Genomic DNA, 23,814 nt, shown 5'->3' with positions numbered 1-23,814 from the left:
CACTTCTTTAATAATGAATGAAGGTCAATGCTGAGCCAGCACAGAAAATGATGGTGTTGCTGTTTTCTGTATACTTTTTAGTTGACAAAATAATACATGAGTCTGCTCATCAGGTTCTACTGTCTATAATGACTCTTGATGAAATAGTATTGAATGATGATAGAGAAAGGTATCCATCACCTCTCAGGACTGGTTTGAGAACAATGAATGGAATTTATCATGCTACTTTTGTTTTATATAGAATATCTTGTTTCTTTAACAAGTTGGTAAAATCCGACCCTAGCAACACCAAAGCAATCATTAATTTAGAACAAAATGTTCGACAATTCAAAGATTGCTATGGTGTTATCTTTCCAGAGTTACGCCGCGTATAGGCTTGGGTTTACGAGAGAGGACATGGAGGAAATTTTAATACAAAACTCGATTTTTTCTGGTTTTACTAGGGCTATGAACGCAGCTGTGATTTTTGATGATACTTGGAAAAAATTTCAGCGTGGAAACGATAATGAAGCATAAGAACTTTTATTTATATCAATCGGCTGACATTATCTTCACATCATCTTGTCGTGCTATAGGCATATTACTTGCTTGGGTTATGATACAACACTACCAATTAAAGGTTGAACTCGGTTGGTTCATATCCATATCTTGGCTACTACAGGTTTTAACTCTTATTTTCATGGGGTTATTTTCTGACCGATTCAGAAAAAAAACAGTCCCCGTTTTTTGTTCAGCTGCAAGTTTTTTATGCCTCATAACCCTTGAATTTGGTGGTAGCGTCGAGCCATTGCAGCTAGGTCTTATTTATATAGCGACATCTCTATTTAGCATAACCATTCAACCTATAGGCTCTAGCATTATCCCAAACTTATATACCGGAAAGGATACTGAAAGGGCTTTTAGAATTAGAGGCTTTGTAAATTCAATCAACACTATCTTGGGTGCAGCCATATCAGGGTTTGTTATTAGCGCATTTTCAGCCGAACAAACAATTAGAATATTAATCGTATCTATCGGCGTTTCATGTTTAGCATTCATAATAGTTAAGACAAATGAGCTTTCTTTTAAAAACTCCAACCACAAAAGTTGGTCAGCTATTAAAGCATTAGCAATAAATAATGTTGAAAGAGTTATGGTTACGGTTTCAGCCATGTCAAACTTCATTCTCACGCCAACATTGATGTATATTACCCCGATATTAATCATAGATAGGTATGGTTATACCGCGTTAGAAATAGGTCTATCTGAGGCAATGTTTGGCATAGGTATGTTTTTAGGTAGTGCTCTTTTTTGTAAAAGATTAAATAATGTATTTGGCGTTAGAATTACAACTGTTTTCAGTATAGCTACTGTCGGTGCCAGCTTGCTACTAATACTGATTGCTGACAATATCTACTCTTTGTTCCTAGGGTTGTTATTTGCTGGCGCAGGGGTGGTTATTTATAATATAAACACAACAAAAATCCGCTGTTCAGCAACTCCAGCTGACTTAAGAAGCTCCTTTGAATCCATTTTTCTAGCCGTTTGTATTCTTCCAATTCCGGCAGGCGTAGCCATATCTACATTAATGGTTGATTCTGGTAAATTAGAACTCTCACTAACATTATTCTCTATGTTAATTTTCGCGTCAGCTCTGGCGGTTTGGCTATCTAAAGATTTTAGATTAATAGCTCAGTTGGATAATGACGATTTGGATAGCTACTACATTAAGTTATATCCTAAAGCCTACTTGTAACGATTCGCGTTTAAAATCAAAATCGGACTCTGTTTTATTACCAATCGACAAATGGCATCAGATGATCCATGATCGGGTTTTGTGCCCATTCCCTCGATAAGGAGACCATAAAAATGTGTGGGGCACTTATGCCGCAATAGCTTCAGCTTCTGTCAGATAGCGCTCCATTTCTTCACCTAACTTTATTCCCGGATACCAATACTCAAATCGGGCTTTTAAATCATTATTAAGTACCGCTGTGCGTGTCTGGAGTAAATAATGTGCGCCTTGTTGGCTCCATTGCATTTGCTGCTTTTTCACCATCCGTTTAGCGATAACTTCATTGATTGCCGATTCAACAAATGACGAGGAGATCGGTTCACTATATCGGTACATTTCACCATAATTCGGGATCATCATGCGGTTATTTTCAATATAGGTATACATTTCATCAAGATGTTTTAACAGCGATTTATGGTTTTCATAATGCAATGTATCGTCATCACATATCAAGGCACAATGATCCAAATATTCTAATGCCTTATTGACATTCCCATGCCAGATATACCATTTTGTGCTGGTTAAAACGTCTAATAATTCTGCACCGAGTTCAGGGGCGTTTTTTGATACCCCTTTGGCATATTGTTTTAAGACGGTCAGGCGCATTGTGATATGAAACCAGTCGAGCATGTGCTGGGATTCAGGGTACAAATTAAATTGCAGATCCCTGAGGTTATCAGCGCCATCTGATAAGAAAGTAATTTGTTGATTAGCCTGCATTCCCTGTGAAGATAACTGGGCAATGAGTTTTCTTCAGGGATGATTTTCCAGACACTGCACAAAACCAAAACGTTTGGTCGGAACATTAGTTGCGAATGATTTTCCGGCGATGACTTCGAAATGATGTTTTCTGTCGTCCCGGTTTCTGACGTACCCCCCATCAATACCCACCGCCATCGGTTTTCCCGGTTTGGGTAATTTTTCCCATTCTCTGGGATCGCCGAGGAGAAAATCAGGCAACCCCTCTAATTCGGCTTCTTGTCTTTTAGCGGTCTGGCAGAGGTGGTTTCTGACTGTGGCGGCATTACAGCGTTCACCCACCGGCAGAATATTTTTGAGCAGATTGGCGGTCAATCCATAAGACATCAATGAAGCCCACCGGGTTTCTATATACCTGAGCTCCGGGTGAGTATGCGTATCACACCAGTGATTGAGCAGGCTAACGGTGTGGGTTGAATGTTTTTCACACGCACACCGGTAAACCCGAAATCCCTCCACGGGAATAATGCCAAACAAGGTTCGATACTGGATTGTTTGTTTGCCTTTTATTCGCCGGTTTCGCTGACAGCAAGGACAAGTGCGATGTTCATCCAAATATTCAGCTGCCTGTTTCTGGATCACTGATTGCTGGATAGCGTTCAAAAGTAATTTCGATTCAGACAGGGAAAGTCCAATGTCATTGGGGGCGTCGGACTGTTTTTCTATCGTGAATAACTTCTCAGTATGGCGATGCCCCGATTTATCGACCATCGCGATTTGGATTGTGAATTGCATGATGCTGTCCTCCCGGGGTTGTGGCTACTGTATTCCCCCGTTTTCTAGCTGGTGACGCAATTTATAATACGTAGAAACACCTAATCCTACGTTATCGCAGGCCAGCTTTAACTTGATACCTTTTGCTCTTAACGCGTCTATTTGAGGTAATTTACTGATATCCGCAGGCGGCCTGCCCGTTCGTTCCCCGCGCTGTTTTTTTGCGGCGATCCCTTCGTTTTGCCTCTCTCGAATGAGTGCCCGTTCAAACTGACTGAAGGCCGACATCATATGCAGTTGCAGCTCTTGCATGGGCGTGCTCTCGTGAGCACTAAACGTAAGCTGCTCTTTCAGGAATATCAGTGTAATACCTTGCTGGCGTAAACGCAGGGTCAGGCTACACATATCCATCATATTGCGGCATAACCGATCGATGGAGTGAACAACAATCGTGTCACCGGTTCTGACCTGTTGAAGCATAGCCTGAAGTTGTGGCCGGTTGATGTTTTTCGCACTGGCCTGTTCGACATACATTTTATCAATTTTAATACCGGATGAAGACAGCGCCTCTTTCTGGCGCTCAACATGTTGGTCAACCGAACTCACCCGAATATAGGCATAGAGCATACTAACCTCAAAAGTCTTTAAACCTGATAAAGATTTGTAGAATACTCTATAAAATTAACTTTTTCGAGGTTTATAGAGTGTTATGGTCTTGTTTTCAGCACGGATGAAAAGGTATACCTTTATGGATGCCGCTCACCCTATCCGCTACAGCCCTATTACGATGGGTTCCAGTTCCGGTGAATCAAGGTTGAGCCTGCTTAATTGGCAATTAACCTTGGGACGGTTGAATCTGACGGCATCAAGTGCCTCAACCAGTGGACGGATATCTCCGACTGTGGTCGTATCATCAGCATGAATAATCGCGTCAAGTAATGCCAGGTTTTTATCAACTTCATCGGCTAACGCCGCCCCGGGCATTCTGTTTCCGGCCAAACAAAAGGGTGACTTCAGGTTAGCGTTTTCGAGAATAGTTTCAATACGGATATCGTGAAACCAGTGCTCGAAAAAGTTGTACTCGTAGGTAAAACGGTCACCGGCATCAAATTCAAAGTCATCCAGCGTGATTTTGTAAGGGTTATCAGGAAATGCAATCCCGCCGGAGTAGGAAATGCCGTAATCTTTAGCATAAATACGGAATTGGTGAAGGTGATCATCCTGCCATCCCTGCGCGATCTGAATAATATAATGAAAAGCGGCTAAAGATGTCTCGCCTGATAGCCTGAATCGGCGCCAGACCATTGGGCTGATCCCCCGAAGGGCGATTTTAACGACATAAATTTTCATGGCGAGCTACCTGAGAAAAACAGGTTTAATTGCTCATTCTATCGCCGATTGAACAGGGTGCCCCACAGATTTTTATGCTCTCCAAGTTGTCCTGCTACTGCAAGAATAATAATAGAAAGACCACTACGGCTAACTGATTCTGTTGTGACCGATGTTGAATAAGAAGACATTAAAAAAAGACTCCAACGTAATATCAATTATTGCTCCTAGTCTATTGAAAAAAATAAATCTTATATTTGTTTTTTCATACTATTATGGAATTTAAATCTATAATAGGAATGGGAATATGACTCCTTTTGAACGTTTTAAAGGTATAGAAGCTTTCGTAATCACGGCTGATTTAGGTAGTTTTACTGCAGCTGGACATCAGCTGAATTTGACCAATTCTGCAATTAGCAAGAGTGTGGCACGCTTAGAAGATCGGCTAGGTACTCGTTTGTTTGAACGAACAACGCGCCGATTGGCTCTGACTGATGCAGGAAGTGCATTCTACCGCACTTGTGTACGTGTGCTTACTGACTTAAAAGAAGCAGAAATTGTTCTCAGTACTCAATTTAGAGAACCTGTAGGGCGATTGAGATTAGATGTACCAGAGGCGTTTGGCCGTTTACATGTTTTGCCACTACTTTTACAGTTTACAGAACAACATCCCTATTTATTGCCTCACGTATCATTTACTGATCGTTTTGTTGATTTGATAAATGAGGGAATAGATGTGGCAGTACGTATTGGAGGAGCGGAACAGTGGCCAGCTTCTCTGGGACATAGTTATCTTGGTAGAGAACGTCTCGTTTTTTGTGCTTCCCTCGACTATTTAGCAAAATACGGTACACCAACGTCAGTAAGCGAGTTACTCTCTCATGATTCTGTACTTTACGGTAAAGCTGATGGAAGCACGAGTCCTTGGTTGATAAAAAATAATACTGGTTTGGTTGAACGTAAGACAATGGAAGGACGCATCATCGTTGGGAGCGGCGAGGCTCAGGTTGGTGCGGTTAAAGCTGGATATGGCATAGCACAATTAGCTACGTGGTTAGTACGTGATGATATAAGACGAGGTGACTTAATCATAATTTTGCCTGAGCTAACCACAGACGGTCTACCACTTAATTTAGTATGGCCGATTGGAAGACAATTGCTTCCTAAAGTAAATAGCATATTGGAATTGCTAAGAAAGGAGTTACGGATTAATAGGTAGAATCCCGAGAAGGAACTAACCATCTGGAAACTATAGATGATTTTTGCGCGTTCCAACTAATCCAGCAGAACTTCTGTTGGTTCTGTCGTATTAACAGAGAAACTCTGAGTCAATGTGGGGTTGGTTGTATTTTATGCAGCTAATCGATAAAACATCTCTGCCGGTGACAATGCTTTATCTTCTGATTTTGAGTATTGTTCTTTATGCAGCATCGAAACGATGCTCTATCCCCGCTAAAATCGTTTGAGTCAGGCGAAACGATTTAAAACCTAACATCGGCCGTATCCGACGTTTGATATTGCGGTGATCTTGCTCCACTAAGTTGTTCAGGTATTTACTCTGTCGGATAGGATGGTTTCTTCTTTGGGTCTGTCGGCGTCGAGCGTCGCCAGTGCGGTGGTATTCGCTCCGCTGTTATCAAGAGTCACGACCTCAGGCTCACCGTGATGGCGGATCGCCTTACGAAAGAAGCGCAATGCGGCGGGAGCATCCCGCTTAGCCATCAGCAAAAAGTTGCTAGTTTGCCCGGTCGTATCGACTGCTCGGTACAGATATTTCCAGTGTCCTTTAATTTTGATATAGGTTTCGTCCATGCGCCAGCGACGACCTACAAGACGTTTATGTCGATGAAAAGCTTTGCCCAGCAATGGGGTAAGCTTGATAACCCAGCGATACAGAGTGGCGTGGTCGACCTCAATACGGCGCTCAGATTTCTTCGAGATTGCGCAGGCTTAGCGCATAAGATAGGTACCGGCGGACCACTGAGTGATGATATCAATGGGGTAATGTAAACGTTTGAAGACTTTTCGAATTAAAGACACGGCTCACTCTGCAAAAGGTCACATATTACCTGATCTCCCTTTAATGCGACAGGAGCCGCATTATCATTAAAATCACCAAGATTTAAGCAGCTCTGTCACAGGAGATTGCTCAGGATGATACAAGACAACGGCTGATAACGATCCCTAGCGTTGACCCCATCTCTGGGAGATGGGAAGCAATACGCACACAGCCAGGATCTTACGGCTTCGACGGGATTGTTTCCCTCGGCAGTACACTTTATTGGGGATCAGTAAACGGGGTAACAAGATACTCCGGCAACTGTTGGTACTATGTACCCGAGCGATCATACTGCATATCGAGCATAGAAAGGGCAAACTGGCTGGTTGGGTTAAGCAGCAACTTGAACGAGAGCATTCTAATATTGTGGTCTGTGCACTAGCTAATAAACTCGCCCTAATAGCGTGGACTATTACAACACACGGTATTTGTTGCCTGAAACTGATGTCATGGTGAATCTATTCAACTAGTACCCCACTGGGTTTTGCAAAGACTGATAATTGATGACATGAACGGCCTACCAGCCTAATGAGAAACCTAGCATAAAAATTGGCTCCTTGAAGCCGGCACACTTTTAAGGTTTATCAGTCGCGGAACTCATCGAGGCGAAGATTCCTTGCCTATAGTGGTACCGGATAGACTTAAGTAAGCCCAAAATTCATCAAAATTAGTGTTGCAAAAACGAAGGTGACCATAGATTTTATGGTCTCTCCGAGAACGTTAATTTATTTACTACCTGATAACTGACAAATTAATTACCATGATTGAGCGTTTTTCTCATCCTCTAACTACTCAGATATTGCTCTATACACTCGGTGACCAAGCTGCCGGAGCAATTGTGAGAAAATGTTGTAGCTCGCTGATGATCCTCTCAACAGGTAGGAAGCTTCGCTGCGTAGTGGTATATCCCAGCCGGGGCATGATATGTTGTACACCATCATAGTGCCAGCGACAATTGCTTGTTTCAGCCTCCTGTAAAGAGCGCGCAAAAATAGCAAGATCGCGGCGTGGGCGGGGGGCAGAGGAAGTGAGTGCGACCCAACCTTCATAACGTTGCTGAATCACAATATCGTTCTGAACAACAATCGCTATTGTTGATAATAGTGTGCGGTTATGGAAAGCAATGGGCGAAAGGCCGAAATAACGTTGCGATATATTAAGTTCGGAAACGGTATCTTTCGGAAGCCGGAACAGAGCAAGATCGATCTCAGGATATTGTTCAATAATAATATCCTGATTATCAAGTAATTTTTCTGTCTTGTGATACTGCTGCTCAGCCTCATGCCAGAGTAACTCCGGGAGCACTTCATCATCCAGCAAGTCACGTAATGCGGGTAACATTGTGCTGAAGAGTGCAGCGATACGTGAACTTTCATGGAGTAATGTTTTTGTAGAGTTAATTGTTTGTACAGCAATCGTGTTCAGCGAAAATGCTAGCCGACGCGCTTTTGTGCTATGACCACTGGCGAAATCTCCGAATCGTGCAATATTGATGAGAAGTTGCTTATGACTTTGCGCATGATCTGGGGCGAGCAGAGCATAGACCGATGCCAACCCGTCCAAATCAAAGTGATCAGTTGTGACATACTGAGTATCATTAAGCCGTTCATTACCCGCCAAAAAGCGGAAAACGCTTTCTGTGGAGAGATTTGCTTCATAGCACTCAGGTGTTCGGTTGGCTGGCCAATGGGAAAGTGTCAGCTGTGTTGCGGCATTGTGTATCGCATCAGCCGCGATATTCGGCACGTTACGTGTCTCTTCAAATGGCAAGAAAGAACGATGATCATCGGGACACAGTTGTACAGGCTGAACAGAGAATGAATGTGATCTCCCCGTGGCAGGCATGGGTATCATTGAGACTATTTTTTCTGCATCAGTGAATGTTAGCTCGCCATGACCACCAAATTGGTAATGCTGTACTATGAGGTTCTTACGCTGCAGGTCATACGGATCACTGTTTCGTGTAATAGTTCCACCACCTGCAATCAAGTTTTGCAGATCGAAAAAATGATTATCACATATTGCAATAATACGACCTGCGAGAAGCCTCAGATCATAGCCATTGAGTTTGACAGCAATATCATCATCGAAAATCACGGCATGATCACCGTCATGAAGGGGAAAACTCCTGCTCATCGAATACCTCCTGCTAGTCCAGATTCAAATTGAATAATAAAAATGCGACAAGGGTTAGTTGCAGACCTTCATGATGTATTCAATAGCCATACCATAAGTCCACAGTAATAAAAAAAGTGCATACCGTAAAACAGGTTACGCCAGTATTAAGCCATGTGCGTATTTCCAGATAGGAAATGACCTCCGTAAACAGTAAGTAAACGTTGGCTCACATGAAAACCGCAGTCAGCGTCTGATACCATAATGATGCTCAGAGCGATTCTATATATTAGCCGTGACAACATTGTTTGGCTTAATGAAGAGGGATTAATGGAAAGCTCTTGTTTGAGTAGAACCATATTCATCATGAGCCCGATAGTACCGTTTTTCATGGTGAAGGAATGTAGGTTATTGATAAGGAGTGTCGGTGCCCAGCCAGTAATGCCAAAAGCATGTGATATTTTAAACAGGCATAATCCACTCATGAAACCCACATTTCCCTCATGAATTGTTCCGCGGTATCTAGAACGTTTAAGCAACACGAACACGGCGCACGACAAATGCGGCAATCACTGGAGCTATAGCGAAGATAGCAAATAACCAGACCGCAGCGCTCTGCGTTCCTTCCAGCCCACCCGGATCAGTAAATCCAGCAAGGTTAGCAACAATACCAGCAAGAGCTGAACCAATTGCTGTCGCAAACAGTTGCACAGTAGTGATTGATGTTGAGGCCAGATCTTCCTGACCCTCCGGGGCGCTGGTAAATACCTGAGTGAGCAGATGTGGCCAGGTGGCACCAATTCCCAAACCAACGGTAGCGAGAGCGATACACATAAATATAAAGCCGGCTGTTGGGCTAAACAGAGATGGTAATGGCATAATGACTGACAGCGCGATGAGTGCTAGAACAACCAGAATCGGGCCAAAGCGGACAAGCTGTTGTATTACCTGTGAGCTACGTCCGGAGCTGAACAATGAGCCTACTGTCCAGCCCGCTGCCATCAGCGCTGTCGCATAACCGGCAATCAATGGTTGGTAACCGTGAATGGTCTGCATAAAATACGGTACGAAAATTTCAGTTGTCATACCGATAACAAGCAGGCTCATACAGGCATAGATTGCACCAAGAGGTGACTTAATATCATAAGCACCGGACGGTAACAATTTAATTTTCGCATCACGATCAAAACGAGCAATTAGTGCAACAATAACAAGACCAATAATGACACCACCAATATTGGTCAGCATGACTTTAGATAAGCTCGCAAGAGAAATGATCAGCACCGATACTCCGAGTAACAAGATTTTGCCTATTGCGGCGCGCTCTGCCTGAGTTTCGGATTTTTTATAGCCGGATAACTGAATCAGAACGATAATCGCAAGCAAAGCGGCAATAGGTAACAGAGTGATAAAAGCGAGCCGCCAAGTATCGGCATGTGCGAAGATACCACCGATAGCCGGCCCGCACAGGGTGGCAATTCCCCACATACCGGAAACCATCGCCATTGCTCTAGGCCAGAGTTGTTCGGCAAATACAATACGGATAAGGGCATAACTAAGAGCAAAAAGAATACCGCCGCCGAAGCCCTGTATAAAGCGCCCAACTAGCATCCATATCATGTCTTTTGCACCTGCACAGATGGCTGTTCCGACACAAAATACGACAAGAGCGATAAGGTAAGCAGCCCGGGGTCCGAAATGGCTCAGTACATTTTTGGATAATGGTGCACCAATGATCGATGCAACCATAAACAGCGTGGTATTCCAAGCGTAATACTCAAGCCCGCCAATATCTCGTACAACGGATGGTAGAATGGTCGTTGCAATATAGATATTGATCGCATGTAATGCGACCCCCCCCGCAAGGGCAATTGAAAGAAAGCCATTGCGTCCGGAAAGTAGTTCTCCCCAAGTAGGAGCAGTGTTAGAGCTCATGGACTACCTCGTCTGTTTGTTAACGGAAAAAGGTTATATTCAGAAATGCTGAAAAATAAGGTGAGGATTGCTCTCAAGCATTTCGATTTCAGGTGAATAAATTTCGATAACTAGACCATCAGGATCTTCAAAGTAGAAGGCTGTGCGCACGCGATCTATTCCTAAGTGATAACCTGGTGCAGGACCGTTGCCTTTCACGATCCTGATACTACTATCCGCTTCAACGATTTTGGCTATCGACCTGACGCCTTCGGGATCGCTGCGGACACCAAAATGATAGCCCGGCGGGTAGGCCACGGTATCCGCTTGTTCGATAAAGAAATCGAAGCCATTTAGTTCCATTACCACTTTTTTAGGTCCCAAATTATAACAATAGGACGCGCCTAAAATTCGATGATAGAAATCAACTGATTTATTAAGATCTTGTGCAAGAATATTGATATGGTTCACACGTAGTTCGCCTGATTTCCTCTGTTCGGGCTGAAAGCGCAAACGCCGCCACATCTTGATACACGCAGTAAAAGTAGCGAAACCCGCTAGCCAGTCCGGTACCGTATTATCCATTTCATTGATGGCTGCCAGACTAAGTATGTGCGGATAATTGAAGGTTTGGCAAAGGCTGTTGCTATGGCTTACTATAGAGGTATTCTCCGCAGCTTGGCCTATAGTGATCTGAGCAACAGCGATCTGTTTGAGTTCTACCAGCCGTGGGGGGATGAGAGTATTCGATACCGTATCTGAAAGTATCAGTACTCCGTCCGGAATAGTATGATTCGATGCATCCTTGTTTAACTGGTAGCCTGCTGCCGAACATTGTTCGGATAATATCCGGATGGCCTGTTCTGCATCCGCAGCATTAATATCAAGATTAATCAGCTCGAAAATCAGCATTGTTTAGCCCCCATTAGCAGATTGTTGACCGATGAGAAGGGTATAGCGACCAATAAATTGCTCACTGACAGATAGACCATTTGCTTCCATGATTCGAATTATCCACGGTGTCGGGTGTAGCTCACCATGATTGGTGTTCACCATCATGTGGAGAGAGAAGTCAGCCGAGAGTGGTGGAGTGATTCGGTTCTCATCCATTGTCATAGTCAGGATCAAGAGCGCTCCCTTTGGATTAACCAGATCAGCGGCTTGGCGGAGAATCTCCAGCGCTTCTGGTTCATCAAAATAATGAAGACAGTCATTTAACATTACAATGTCAGCGTGCTCACCGGAGAAATTAAGGGGATCCAGCAAGTTTTTTTCACAAAATTCAAGCCGATCGTTTAATTGATAATATGCTATCGTTTTTTGAGCTGCTTTACGGGTAGTGGGAAGATCCCAAATTTGTCCTGTCAGTTGCGGATAATGACGCAATATTTCCGCAAGGTATGTACCGTGTCCTCCCGCAAGGTCGATAACAGTATTGGCATTCCTAAAAACACTGAGGTTACTGACCACATCACGCATTGGCTGACTGAAGCGTACCATCGCATCATTAAAAGCATCGCGGGCGCGTTTGTCATGTTTGAAACGATTTTCTTGCTGAAAATTAAGAGAGGTTTTGCTACGCAAAATTTCGCCGATTCTGGGCCAGTTATCCCACTGTAAATGCTGATGTTCAATAATGGCACCGATATAATCAGCGCTGTCACTGGTTAAATATTGCATCGTTAAGGCAGTATTCAAAAACGTATCGCCTTCTTTGCTTAACAGCCCAAGAGCAACAAGGGCGTTCAGTAGAATAACAACTTTACTTTCTACCATGTTGAAGTGGCTGGCAAGCATAGCTGGTGTGCATTTTTTTTGTGTAAAATCAAATATTTTTTCGGCAACAGCGTAGTGTAGAACAGCCGATTGGCGGTATTGATCAGACAATTTCACTAAGTCCACCACCGAATTGAGTACCGATTTATCGTTTACTGACTCATAAATAGTTTCTTTCACCTGTACTAGCATTGAAATACCTCATTTATCATTGAGTTATTGAGAGGTTGATTTTTTTGTTGCCATTAATCATGATTCCACGAGCCGGAAACCCATTGCGTAAATGTCACGCTGGTAACGGCCATGACGACGTGCGCAGCGGGCTAAATCACCAAAGCGTGTAAAACTGCCGCCACGGGCGATCCGGTAACTTCCTTGTGTATTAGCCAGATCATCACTGATGACATCGCCTCCCGGGTAAGGCGAGTAATTATCAGCGACATATTCCTCAACATTACCGGCTAGATCGTCGATACCGAACGAACTGCGTCCGAGAGGAAACAAACCGACAGGTGTTGTAGATAATGGTCCGTTATCAGCGGTATTGGCGGCATCAGGGTTGAATTCGTTACCCCATGGATATTCCGAACCTGATCCACCGGAGGCAGCGTATTCCCATTCGGCTTCTGACGGTAAGCGGAAATTTCGTCCCGTTACATTGCTCAACCACTTGGCGTAGGCTTCTGCGGCTTCTGGCGGAACAGACCACACAGGATGATTTGCTCGTTCATTTGGATAAATACCGAAAGCCCATGAAGTTGGTAGCCACGGCATATTAGTATGTTCAAGAAATAATCTATATTCAAAATTTGTGATAGGATATCGCATCATACGAAATGCCCCGATAGTTACGTTGTAACGCGGGCATTCTTTATATATCCACTCTTCAAGCACACCAACATGTTTCCACTCAGACACAATTTGCGATACCCGCTCTGATGCAGTACCAAGCCAGACATTGGCACCAGGGACATCACACATGTCAGGATCAAGCGGGCGAATTCGGGGATCTCCGGCGAAGCTGAGCAAAGTACCTGCTGCGTAACGTCGTCCGAAGGGAACTGATGGATTCTGAATAATCTCTACCCATTCCGCTGGCTTGAGTGATAACAGATCACTGTGCATCGAAAATACAGTTGCGGGTAACCGTGCTACAAAGCGATCATCGGGAAGAGCCATCGCTGCGCGATCACTGAGATAATTAGGATTATCGGTAAGTATCGGTTTCATAAAAGTCGCTTTATCTCAGATAATTTCCTGACTTTCCGGCTGTAATAACCAGATAGTTCAGCCCCATTGCTGGACGCGGTACTCGATGTTCACTGACCAGCGTAAAATGGGCAGCATGTAATAATTTCTTCAGTTCCGACTCGGTAAATTCTCGATACAGTCGCTGCGCTTGGTTCACATACAACCGCCCCGTTCCCTCTGATTCAAATACCGAGAGGGTAAATATGCCAGTTGGACGCAATAGAGTGTGAACCCGCTTGAGATAAATCGCGTATTCATCAGGATGCTGATGGTGCAGACAACCATTATCGAGCACCCCATCAAAGAGCGCTTCGCCAGTCAGTTCTGTCACAGGAGTGGTATGGAACTGCACCTGATTACCAAAACGTTGTGTCAGTGATGACCACTCCGGCAGTTCAACGAGATCAACAGCGGTAACATGATGGCCTTGCGACAATAAATATTGAGTATCCCGCCCGCGTCCTGCTCCGATATCCAGTACGTCAGATTTATGAGCCAGCTGGCTATGCAGAATAATACTAGCCTGCTGCATTGCAGCTTCTTCTGTCCAAGAATCCCGTTTTTCGAGATAACTCGCCAGAAAATCAGAACGTAGTATTTTTTCATACTCTCGTGCCATCAGTTTCAGCTTATCAACAGGCGAAATAACTCGTTGCGTATCAATGTAGTGCTGCTTATTATCACTGTTCATATGTAATCCTGCGGAGTGAACGGGATAATGTAAACATTACCGTCGTAGGAACTTGCGATAAACCGTTGTGTGGTCACATCATAACGGAGAGATGACACTCCTGATGTTGTAATCCGTTCATTAAACACCCAGATATTGTCTAGGCGATCATAAATAGAGATACGGCCGTTATAACTGCCCGTTGCAACATAGCGACCTTCAACACTTGCTGTTACACATTTAATGGAGTGAGTGTGTGGCGTAGCAATGACATCAGCTTCATAACTTGGTGACCATATCCGTAATTTCAGATCACGGCTGACTGAAGCAAAATAGCCTTCACCAAGACCGGTACAGCCATTCGCAATCTTTTCATGGGCATGCTTTAGGGAGTACAGAGGTTCAAGCGTTGACAGACGATACCAAGTAGCTGAGGCATCCGCTGCAATGGAAAAAAGCAGATCATCTGAAATCGCGAGATCTTTAACTGCATTCGCATGGAGCGGTAAATCAGTGATATGAGTGACTTGCAAATGCCTGTCCGGAGAACGGTCGATACGCAAAACAATACCTTCGCCGGTATAAGTTCCGATAACGGCATAATCTGTGCCATTATTCTTGAATGCCACTCCGCAGTTCAGTGGTGAACGGTGCTGATACAGTTCACGTCCACTACAGGCATCAAAGGTTTTTCCAAGTTGACCTCCGGTTAGAATCATGTCACCGACAGGCACAAGGAAGTTGCACAGGCTACCGATTCGGGTATGTTCACACTGATTGACCCAGACAATACCCGCATCACCAACCGCCCATTGTTGACCATCAATCACAACTGCAGCATTTACCCCGTGTGTCGGAGCCAACTCTGCTGTATCCCAAAGGCCGGTTTTCCAGTTGTACTGCCGATAGCTCGCCTGAAAAGTGGCGAAGACAAGGTGATCATCTCCCTCAAAAGAGCATGAACGTGGCCATACTTCGGGAGGAAATATTGCACTGATTAACTCCGTTAACTGGCCGGATACATCAACTTGCCACAACCGCATAGTGCGGTCATATGACAGAGAAACCAACAGCCCTCGATGGTGATCGAGTACCAGGCGTTTCACCCCAGCGTTGTGTGCTGTGAAGATCTCCTGCATACCATCAGGCGCAATAGAAATGATTTCCCCCTCGTCATTTCCAGCAAAAATATGCCCATCAGTGGCAATGGCAATAGTATCAGTTTCGATGCCGTTAAGGTCAATATCTGCTACAAGGTCGTTCTTTGCTAACGACCAACGTTTAATTGTCCCATCATCACTTGATGAGACGAGTTCATCAGCATTGTACATCCAGGCTACAGAAATCACATCGGCTGAATGACCTTTGAACAGATATAGCAGTTTACCGCTAAAATCATATACTCGGACATTATGATCCCGTGAAGCAGTAGCGATCATCGGCTTATGCGGATGGAATACGCTCATTTCTACATCATCATCATGGTCAGCAAGTACTGCGACTAAACGTAAATCAGGAATCGTCCAGAGTCGGGCACTGTAATCTGATGATGATGTAACAGCATAGTTACCATCGGGTGAAAAGGCTCCCTGATTGGCCAGATGGTCGTGCATAGCACGGGCAACAGGGCGCTTAGTTTTAGCATCCCACAAAATAATTTGATTATCATAACCTGCAGTCAGGACGTATTTATCACGGTAGGCAGAAATTCCGCTAATCGGTGAATAATGAGCTATCATTAGACTTCCTTTCCAAGATTGATAGTGTGATAATGTTTGTCAATTTTTGCGCGTAAATAGCTTTGATTGGTCTTATTTACAAACACGCCCGTTGGTAATACATGGTGAATTTGAATCCCACTTTTCTTAAGCTGGGAAACTTTGTCAGGATTGTTGGTAATAAGTGCTATCTCGGAGATACCAAGTGCCTGTAGCATTTCTGCAGCAACATGAAAATTTCTTAAGTCGTCAGGGAAATTAATGGCCTGATTAGCTGCAAATGTATCAAGTCCCTGTGAAATCTGTAAGTGATAGGCATCTAGTTTATTGTATAATCCAATCCCCCGTCCTTCTTGACGGAGGTAAAGTAATATGCCTCCTTGCTCACCCAGAATTGTCATCGCTTCGTCCAGTTGCTCTCCGCAATCACAACGTTCAGAGCCGAAAACATCACCTGTCAGGCATTCAGAATGTACGCGAACATATGGTACATCACTGAGAGGAGCAAAGATGATTGCAAGATGTTCACCTATATCGCAAAGGTTAGAGAATGTGACTATCTCGGCATTAAGTTTTAATTTACTAGTACGTGTATGTATAGGTATTTTAATGCGTGTACGAACAGATGCGCTCATTTTTTTATTGGTTATCAAAGCTTCATTCATTCTGATTTTCTCGCCATTAGTCTTTCGATTAAGTAATCCCTGTATTAGCAGTGAAAACTCGCTTATCTAGCGTAGCAATCAATTCACCAAGGTCTGATCTTAGAGAACAACCAACTAGAAATAGCAAGTAATCAAAGTAAAAAGTACAGTTCTAAAGATAAAAAATCTTTTCATAAGCAGTGAGTTCAGTGTGATATATAGCGTATTCACATGGTTTATCGTTATTTTAATTTATGATTCAATCGTTTCATAAATTAATAGAGCAATGAATAAAAATAATCCATGATTTTATCCAATCAGTGTGATAGTGTTCATGGTAATGGCCTATTAAAAAATAAATAACACACTGTCAATATATCGCTAACGGGGGACGTCTCAGGAAATAGAATTCAAAACATGTTAAACCAATTTTAATTACCGCAGTGGCCTGAATTTTCCGGCTCCAATGCCGATGCGACTACTCCGGTCATGTTTCCAATAGTTAGATCGGTTAAACAAGGTAGTATTCACGCTCAATGAACGTGCCTATCACTTTATCGCGTATTTCTTCGGATTTACGGGTCCATCGGAAGAACCCCCAGATCTGTAAACTTTGAGAGAAAACCCTGATCAGTCATCCCGCCAAAAATGTTGTTTAAGGTGAGACTCTAGATTATGTCGTCATAAGATGTTTAACCAAAGAACAAGACAGCGGATCTGAACAGCAGCAAGAAATGAGGCACTCTTTTTAGCATAACGGGTCGCTATACCCCGCCAGCGTTTAAGATGAAGAAACGCATTTTCAACTAAATGCCTGAGTCGATAGAGGTCCCGATCATATTCTCGTTTCACTTTGCGATTTTTTCGGCCGGGAATTTGCGCTGCCATGCCTTGTTTTTTTGCTTGTTCAACAACGGTATTACTGTCATAACCCCGATCCGCTAATAAATGTTCTGCATCTATTCCGTCAATCAAGGCCTCAGCTTATGGGCAATCCGCTGTGGGACCGCTTGTAATAAACGCTCTGATCGGCATACCATGCGCATCCACGGCCAGATGTATCTTTGTATTGAGCCCCCTTTTGTGCACCCCATATCCTGATTGCCTCCTGCTGCCCCTGCGGCATGGGGACGAACCTTAATATGACTGGCGTCAATCATCAGCCATTCGAAATCGGGTTCAAAGATGAGTTCTTCAAGCAGTCCTTCCCATACGCCTTTGTCCCGCCACCGACAAAAACGGCGATGCGTATTTTCCAGTCGCCATAATCAGGCGGTAAATCTCGCCAGGGTGCGCCTGTCCGTAAAATCCAGAACACGGCATTAATAAATAATCGATTATCATAAGCCACACGCCCCCAGGCCCCCTTACGCCCCGGTAGGTGAGGTTCAAGCAAACTCCAAATATGATCGGAAATATCGTGACGGCGGTGTGCGGGCGTGCTCATGGTTCATCCATTCATGTAATATAGGGTTATTATTACATGAATTTACTTATGACGACACTATCTAAAAATACTATTAAGAAAAGCTTTTTTGGCACGACAAGAATTGTAACATTTTTTATACAATATCATCTCGTTGAACACAAAGAAAACATCATATTTACTTATTGATTATTAAGTGTCATTTTCGTTAAATTAGGTTATTAAGACGCGCGCAGCGAGAGAAAGAGAGGAAAAAACCAGTGGACAAGGGATTACCAAGCGTCAGCGAACGGCGCGTTTAATCACATCACCTCAGTAGTTGTAAATATCAATCTGTTCACTACCACTTTCAATATGTAACTGTTCTGCCAGAAAATCAATAACAGCGCCAGGTATTATTGCCGTTAAATCAGGAAAGCGACCGAGGTAACGAACAATACATAATAATACTGCATACCCCAGCCGGTTATGTTCACCTCGCTTTTCAGAAATATTAAGCCTGTCAAAATCATCAAGATGAAAATAGCGAGCTAATGTTTCTTTTGTCATTTCACCATGATAATTACCGTAGTTTGTTCTCTGCTCTTCCGAAAGAAAATTTACTGGCATATCAAACTGTCCTTAGTGAATGCTCATGGATCATTAATTCTTTTGTGACTGATGGATTGCCCAGACACGTTTGACCTGACTGATACTACATCCGGCCAGTGTTGCTGTACGTTCAATGGTTAACCCTGACTGCCGGAGGGTAATGATACGTTTGTGGGTTACGAGGTCGGCCTTTCTGCCTGCATACTTACCTGCGACTTTAGCGAGCTGGACGCCCTGTCGCTGTCTTTCCCGTCGTATTTCGTAGTCGTCGCGGGCAGTCTGAAGGGCTACTTTCAGTAACAGTTCCTGGACAGATTCAAGGACAATGCGGGATACACCATCATTTTCAGCCACCAGTTCGGACAAATCCACGATGCCGGGAATGGCCAGCCGGGCTCCTTTATCTCTGATGGAAGCAATCAGTTTTTCGGCTTCCGGGAGAGGGAGTCGGCTGATACGGTCAATCTTTTCGGCTATCACCACATCGCCGGGCTGAAGATCGGCAATCATACGGAGAAGTTCTGGCCTGTCAGCTCTGGCTCCCGATGCTTTTTCCCGGTAAATGCCCGCGATATAAAAACCACTGGCCACGGCCATCTTCTCAATCCCAGCCTGGCGGGTTAAATCTTGTTCAGATGTGCTGACTCTTGATAGATGCGAGCAATTTTCATTTAAGATAGCCAAGATGAGTATAGGTCATTTGGCTATCGTAGAGGGATGGCTAAAAATAGCAATTCATGATGTAAGTTGACCGCCTGATTTTTGGCTATTTAAATTGACCGATTAACGGCGTTTATTGTTCCGTTGCTCCCGAAATCCCTATAGTGAAAAGCCGCTAAAGAAGTCCTGCCTGACAGTCTGAATCGACGCCAGATCATAGGACTGATCCCCCCGAAGGGCCACTTTCACGATATAGCTTTTCATGGCGAGCTACCTGAAAAAAATAGGTTTAATTGCTCATTCTATCGCCGATTGAACAGAGTGCCCCACGGTAATGAGATGGTTCCCCTCACCCTAACGGCAGTATATTAGCAGAGTGATTATCTTTGATAAGAGGCTACCATCATGAACACTATCGCACTGATTGGCATCGATCTCGGCAAGCATTCTTTTCATGTCCATTGTCAGGAGCAATCGGGAAAAGCCCTGCTACGTAAAAAATTCACCCGAACTAAATTGATGGAATTCTTAGCCGATTGCTCTCCGGCAACGGTTGTGATGGAAGCCTGTGCTGGCGCGCATTTCATGGCAAGACGGATTGCTGATTTGGGGCATGAGGCTAAGCTGATTTCACCGCAGTTTGTCCGTCCTTTTGTCAAAAGTAACAAGAATGATTTTATTGACGCGGAAGCCATCTGTGAAGCGGCCTCACGACCTTCAATGCGTTTTGTTCAGCCCAGAACGGAAGCCCAACAAGCCATGCGAGCGTTGCATCGTGTCCGGGAATCACTGGTCCGGGATAAAGTCAAAACCACCAACCAGATGCAGGCTTTCCTGCTTGAATTTGGTATCAACATGCCCAAGGGGATTGCCGTGATAAAACGGCTCTCTGCTGTGCTGGCTGAACATGAACTTCCCCCTTATTTGGTGCAGGTATTACTGCGGTTACAGGCACATTATCACTATCTGGTTGAGCAAATCACCGAGATTGAAACTGCCCTGTCACAGGAGGTTGCTCAGGATGATATCGGACAACGGCTGATGACGATCCCCGGCATTGGCCCCATCACGGCGAGTGTGCTTTCCTCACAACTGGGCGATGGAAAACAATATTCTCGCAGCCGGGATTTTGCGGCCTCGACGGGTTTGGTTCCCCGCCAGTACAGCACCGGGGGAAGGACGACCTTATTGGGTATTAGTAAACGGGGTAATAAGACGCTCCGGCAACTGTTGGTACTCTGCGCCCGGTCATTCATGCAACAGATTGAGCACCGGCAGGGAAAACTGGCTGACTGGGTTAAGCAGCAGCTTGAACGAAAGCACTCTAATATCGTGGCCTGTGCATTGGCTAATAAACTCGCCCGGATAGCGTGGGCCATTACGACACAACACACGGTATTTGTCGCCTAAAGCTGGCGTCATTGTGAACCTATTTAAATGTTACCCCACTGGTTTTGCGAAGACTGATTATTGATGACATGAACGGCCTACCGGCCTGATGAGAAACCTAACATAAAAAATGGCTCTTTCAAGCCGACACGGTTTTAAGGTTCATCAGGCGCGGAACTCATCGAGGCGCAGGCTCCTTGCCTACAGTGACGCCGGATAGATTTAAGCAAGCCAAAAATTCATCAAAAATTAGTGTTGCAAAAAAGAGGGGAACCATAGATTTTTATGCTCTCGAAGAGGTAAACTGCCACTAGGATACTCGAGTGAGTAACATTTAAAATGGTCATCATAGACTCCACAATGATTGACTTTAAGTATATCACATCACTATCATTCAATTTTTAAATTGAATTTTTGTTAATGACTACATAAATAAACCTAACGTTAAAATGAATGGTATATCCGCATGAGGACATATCGGTTTTACAGGCGGTAATTTGAAATTATTTTAGTATAAATTATCTTATAAACCTATTAATAAATGTAAGGAACATTTATGGGAATTCGTGAACATTTTAAGCGATTACTCTATGAAACACCGGACGATGCTAATGCAATTGAATATCTTCAATCTTGGTGGACATGGAAAAAAATACGCACCATTGCAAATAGGCTTGATGAGTTATTACAGAAAACAGGAGTGACAAAATTTGAAAGAGTTGGTGTTATTCTGGAAAATCGTCCTGAACATATTGCAATTCTTTTGAAACTTTTGGAAAACAAACAGACAATAGTTGTATTAAACCCATTAAAACCGATACAAAAATTATTGGAAGATATCAAACAATTAAATTTAAGAGTGATTGTAGGTGGAACGATCTTATTTAAAGATAAAATGTTACTTAATGAAATAATGATAAACACTGTAATTTTTGAATTAAATCATAGCGGAGAAATTTATTCTATTGGAAGACAATTACACACAAATTATGTGAGTACTTCTGATATTGCCATTGAAATGTTAACGTCAGGCACAACTGGAATCCCCAAACAAATAAAATTAAGCTATCAAAAAATAGAAAACTCTCTTATAGCAAGTGGGCAAACACCCAAGAACAACCAATTGTTAATTGATTCAGTCTCATTAGTGTCAATGCCAATTTTTCACATCTCTGGTTTATGGGGAATATTAAGTGCTCTGTATACCGGAAGAAAAATAGTATTAATGCCAAAATTTGAATTAGAACCTTGGGTTGAAGCCATTGAGCGCCATAAAATACGAGCAACATTTCTTGTACCTGCCGCTTTACATGATTTACAAAGCGCCAATATTGATCCGGCTAAGATTAATTCATTAAGGATAATTACCTCTGGCTCAACCTATTGCCCTACTAAATTAATTGATCAGATTCTGCTTCTTTACGGAATACGAGTATTAATGTCTTATGGCGCAACTGAATTTGCAGGTGCTGTTGCTGGCTGGAATTACGAATTACATAGGGAATGGTGGAGCTTAAAATCAGGTAGTGCAGGTAAAGCATATCCCGGTATCAACCTTCGGATTACCAACGAATTTGGTCACGAACTTCCCATTGGACAAGCCGGTTTTTTAGAAATTTGCCAGGAAGGAAAATTGTCAGAGAATAAGTGCCGATGGAGCCGAACCAGTGATTTAGCGAAGATTGATGATGATAGGTTTCTTTGGATATTAGGGCGAGCCGATAACATAATTATACGAGGTGGATTTAAAATACAGCCTGAGAAAATAAAGAATTTACTGGAAACTCATCCTTGGGTTAACGAGGCCGCGGTAGCAGGCGTTCCAGATGTTAGGCTTAATACTATCCCTGTCGCTGTTATAGAGACAAATTCAAATCAATACTCAAAAGTCAATGAGTTAGTTAGATTGTGCCATAAAGAATTATTACCTTATGAAATACCGAAACATATTATTACCATAGATAAATTACCTAAAACAGCAGCAGGAAAAATAAATCACACTGAGCTTTTAACGTTTATTGATCGTTTCTTAAATAATTAAGTTATAGTTGAAAATAGTTATTAAAGGAATACTAAATAATGAACTCATCAGAGAAAAAAACAATCTTTATAAATAAACTAAATGATTTTAAAGTTAAAAAAGCCACACTCCAGGATTGGGAGTGTGTCGTTCAGTGGGGAAATAGAGAAGGTTGGAATATTGGTTACCATGATGCAGACTGTATGTATTCAGTGGATAATGACGGACTTTTCATTGGGTGGATTGGTAATCAGGCTGTTGCTGCTGTTTCTCTCATCAACCATTCTGAACAGTATGCAATATGGGGAAACTATTTAGTTAATAGTGAGTTTAGGGGAAAAGGATATGGAAAAGCGGTATGTAAGGTTGCGAGATCCCATGCAGGTAATCGAGATATAGGTTCAAACGCAATGCCTCACATGGTCTCTAATTATGAAAAATCAGGGTTAAAGCCTACTTATAATATCATTCATTATACGGGAGAACTAAAAAAAATAGCATCAGAAAATATAAAAGAAATATCTATCGTTAAACCTCATCATATTGACACTATTATAAAATATGATGGCCTGTTTTTTCCGACATTACGGCAAAAATTTCTAAATAGTTGGTTATTTTCCTCTGGACATACCTCATATTTAAAAATGGTTAATGGGGACATTTTGGGTTATGGTGTGATCCGGCCTTTGCCCGATGGTTTCCGTATTGGGCCATTAGTCGCAAGAACGCCAACTGACGCAGAGGAGTTATTTAACGCTTTGACTTCAAACCTACCGGAAAATACAAAAGTCTCCATTTTTTTACCTGAATATGTACATGGATCATTTTTTTCTTTTTTAAGAAAAAGAGAATTATTTGAAAAATTTCATGTCGTTTATATGCACAAAGGTAATTTTAAATTGAATATACCCAATGACATATATGGTATTGCTAATTTAGACTTAGGGTAATTTTGTAAGCTAGCCGTCATTTTTCAAGTTGCCATCAATAATACGAGGAGAGATA

17 protein-coding genes and 5 pseudogenes are annotated in these 23,814 nt (G+C 43.0%); 7 read left to right on the top strand and 15 right to left on the bottom strand.

Features of this window, described 5'->3' with window-relative positions; translation table 11 throughout:
* Nucleotides 1-17 precede the first annotated feature (17 nt).
* Nucleotides 18-374: an aKG-HExxH-type peptide beta-hydroxylase gene (locus AAC853_RS17680; protein WP_422824150.1), complete on the top strand. Its 357-nt coding sequence runs from the start codon at nt 18-20 to the stop codon at nt 372-374.
* A 131-nt stretch (nt 375-505) separates the two neighbouring features.
* Entirely contained in the window at nt 506-1,735 is a 1,230-nt protein-coding gene (locus AAC853_RS00495) for an MFS transporter (RefSeq protein ID WP_340613312.1), read from the top strand.
* A 126-nt stretch (nt 1,736-1,861) separates the two neighbouring features.
* Here AAC853_RS00495 and AAC853_RS00490 read toward each other — a convergent pair.
* The 3 genes and pseudogenes from AAC853_RS00490 to AAC853_RS00480 all read right to left on the bottom strand — a co-directional run bounded on the left by AAC853_RS00490 (nt 1,862) and on the right by AAC853_RS00480 (nt 4,597).
* Nucleotides 1,862-3,268 (bottom strand): annotated as a pseudogene (locus AAC853_RS00490) (ISKra4 family transposase).
* A 24-nt stretch (nt 3,269-3,292) separates the two neighbouring features.
* Nucleotides 3,293-3,874 carry a recombinase family protein gene (locus AAC853_RS00485; protein WP_340613310.1) on the bottom strand — a complete coding sequence of 194 codons (582 nt, stop codon included), beginning with the start codon at nt 3,872-3,874 and terminating at the stop codon, nt 3,293-3,295.
* 144 nt (nt 3,875-4,018) lie between these two features.
* A complete protein-coding gene (locus AAC853_RS00480; protein ID WP_340613309.1) occupies nt 4,019-4,597 on the bottom strand; it encodes a plasmid pRiA4b ORF-3 family protein in 579 nt (192 codons plus the stop codon).
* A 286-nt stretch (nt 4,598-4,883) separates the two neighbouring features.
* Here AAC853_RS00480 and AAC853_RS00475 point away from each other — a divergent pair, with 286 nt between their 5' ends.
* On the top strand, nt 4,884-5,795 hold the full coding sequence (locus AAC853_RS00475) for a LysR family transcriptional regulator (protein WP_340613308.1): 912 nt from the start codon (nt 4,884-4,886) through the stop codon (nt 5,793-5,795).
* 131 nt (nt 5,796-5,926) lie between these two features.
* Here AAC853_RS00475 and AAC853_RS00470 read toward each other — a convergent pair.
* Nucleotides 5,927-6,616: pseudogene (locus AAC853_RS00470) on the bottom strand (IS6 family transposase).
* Nucleotides 6,617-6,708: 92 nt separating this feature from the next.
* Between AAC853_RS00470 and AAC853_RS00465 the strand changes: the two are divergent.
* Nucleotides 6,709-7,091: pseudogene (locus AAC853_RS00465) on the top strand (IS110 family transposase); the annotation flags it as partial.
* 348 nt (nt 7,092-7,439) lie between these two features.
* Here AAC853_RS00465 and AAC853_RS00460 read toward each other — a convergent pair.
* The 11 genes and pseudogenes from AAC853_RS00460 to AAC853_RS00410 form a co-directional block, all read right to left on the bottom strand.
* Nucleotides 7,440-8,771 carry a DUF6687 family protein gene (locus AAC853_RS00460; RefSeq protein ID WP_340613307.1) on the bottom strand — a complete coding sequence of 444 codons (1,332 nt, stop codon included), beginning with the start codon at nt 8,769-8,771 and terminating at the stop codon, nt 7,440-7,442.
* A gap of 510 nt (nt 8,772-9,281) precedes the next feature.
* Complete coding sequence (locus AAC853_RS00455; RefSeq protein WP_340613306.1) at nt 9,282-10,685, bottom strand: MFS transporter; 1,404 nt, start codon at nt 10,683-10,685, stop codon at nt 9,282-9,284.
* A gap of 39 nt (nt 10,686-10,724) precedes the next feature.
* Complete coding sequence (locus AAC853_RS00450) at nt 10,725-11,576, bottom strand: VOC family protein (protein WP_340613305.1); 852 nt, start codon at nt 11,574-11,576, stop codon at nt 10,725-10,727.
* Nucleotides 11,577-11,579: 3 nt separating this feature from the next.
* On the bottom strand, nt 11,580-12,632 hold the full coding sequence (locus AAC853_RS00445) for a methyltransferase (protein WP_340613304.1): 1,053 nt from the start codon (nt 12,630-12,632) through the stop codon (nt 11,580-11,582).
* A 57-nt stretch (nt 12,633-12,689) separates the two neighbouring features.
* Nucleotides 12,690-13,670 carry a formylglycine-generating enzyme family protein gene (locus tag AAC853_RS00440; RefSeq protein ID WP_340613302.1) on the bottom strand — a complete coding sequence of 327 codons (981 nt, stop codon included), beginning with the start codon at nt 13,668-13,670 and terminating at the stop codon, nt 12,690-12,692.
* 10 nt (nt 13,671-13,680) lie between these two features.
* Entirely contained in the window at nt 13,681-14,382 is a 702-nt protein-coding gene (locus tag AAC853_RS00435) for a class I SAM-dependent methyltransferase (protein WP_340613301.1), read from the bottom strand.
* Nucleotides 14,379-16,100 (bottom strand): WD40 repeat domain-containing protein, encoded by a 1,722-nt coding sequence (locus AAC853_RS00430; protein WP_340613300.1) that lies wholly within the window; start codon nt 16,098-16,100, stop codon nt 14,379-14,381. The genes AAC853_RS00435 and AAC853_RS00430 overlap by 4 nt, the downstream gene beginning before the upstream one ends.
* Nucleotides 16,100-16,744: a GTP cyclohydrolase II gene (locus AAC853_RS00425; RefSeq protein WP_340613298.1), complete on the bottom strand. Its 645-nt coding sequence runs from the start codon at nt 16,742-16,744 to the stop codon at nt 16,100-16,102. The genes AAC853_RS00430 and AAC853_RS00425 overlap by 1 nt, the downstream gene beginning before the upstream one ends.
* Before the next feature lie 660 nt (nt 16,745-17,404).
* Nucleotides 17,405-18,170: pseudogene (locus tag AAC853_RS00420) on the bottom strand (IS5 family transposase).
* A 291-nt stretch (nt 18,171-18,461) separates the two neighbouring features.
* Complete coding sequence (locus AAC853_RS00415) at nt 18,462-18,758, bottom strand: DUF4158 domain-containing protein (protein ID WP_340613297.1); 297 nt, start codon at nt 18,756-18,758, stop codon at nt 18,462-18,464.
* A 33-nt stretch (nt 18,759-18,791) separates the two neighbouring features.
* A pseudogene (locus AAC853_RS00410) lies at nt 18,792-19,411 on the bottom strand (recombinase family protein).
* A 394-nt stretch (nt 19,412-19,805) separates the two neighbouring features.
* Between AAC853_RS00410 and AAC853_RS00405 the strand changes: the two are divergent.
* The 3 genes from AAC853_RS00405 (at nt 19,806) to AAC853_RS00395 (ending at nt 23,759) form a co-directional block, all read left to right on the top strand.
* Nucleotides 19,806-20,810: an IS110 family RNA-guided transposase gene (locus tag AAC853_RS00405; RefSeq protein WP_340613296.1), complete on the top strand. Its 1,005-nt coding sequence runs from the start codon at nt 19,806-19,808 to the stop codon at nt 20,808-20,810.
* 535 nt (nt 20,811-21,345) lie between these two features.
* The gene (locus AAC853_RS00400) at nt 21,346-22,830 is read left to right on the top strand and encodes a class I adenylate-forming enzyme family protein (protein WP_340613294.1); all 1,485 of its coding nucleotides are present in this window, start codon (nt 21,346-21,348) and stop codon (nt 22,828-22,830) included.
* A 38-nt stretch (nt 22,831-22,868) separates the two neighbouring features.
* A complete protein-coding gene (locus tag AAC853_RS00395; protein ID WP_340613292.1) occupies nt 22,869-23,759 on the top strand; it encodes a GNAT family N-acetyltransferase in 891 nt (296 codons plus the stop codon).
* The last annotated feature ends 55 nt before the right edge of the window (nt 23,760-23,814 follow it).

This window comes from Xenorhabdus thailandensis, from assembly GCF_037996785.1.
GTDB lineage: Bacteria > Pseudomonadota > Gammaproteobacteria > Enterobacterales > Enterobacteriaceae > Xenorhabdus > Xenorhabdus griffiniae.
Note: the sequence above shows the minus strand (reverse complement) of the source record. Positions and strands in the feature narration are given on the sequence as shown.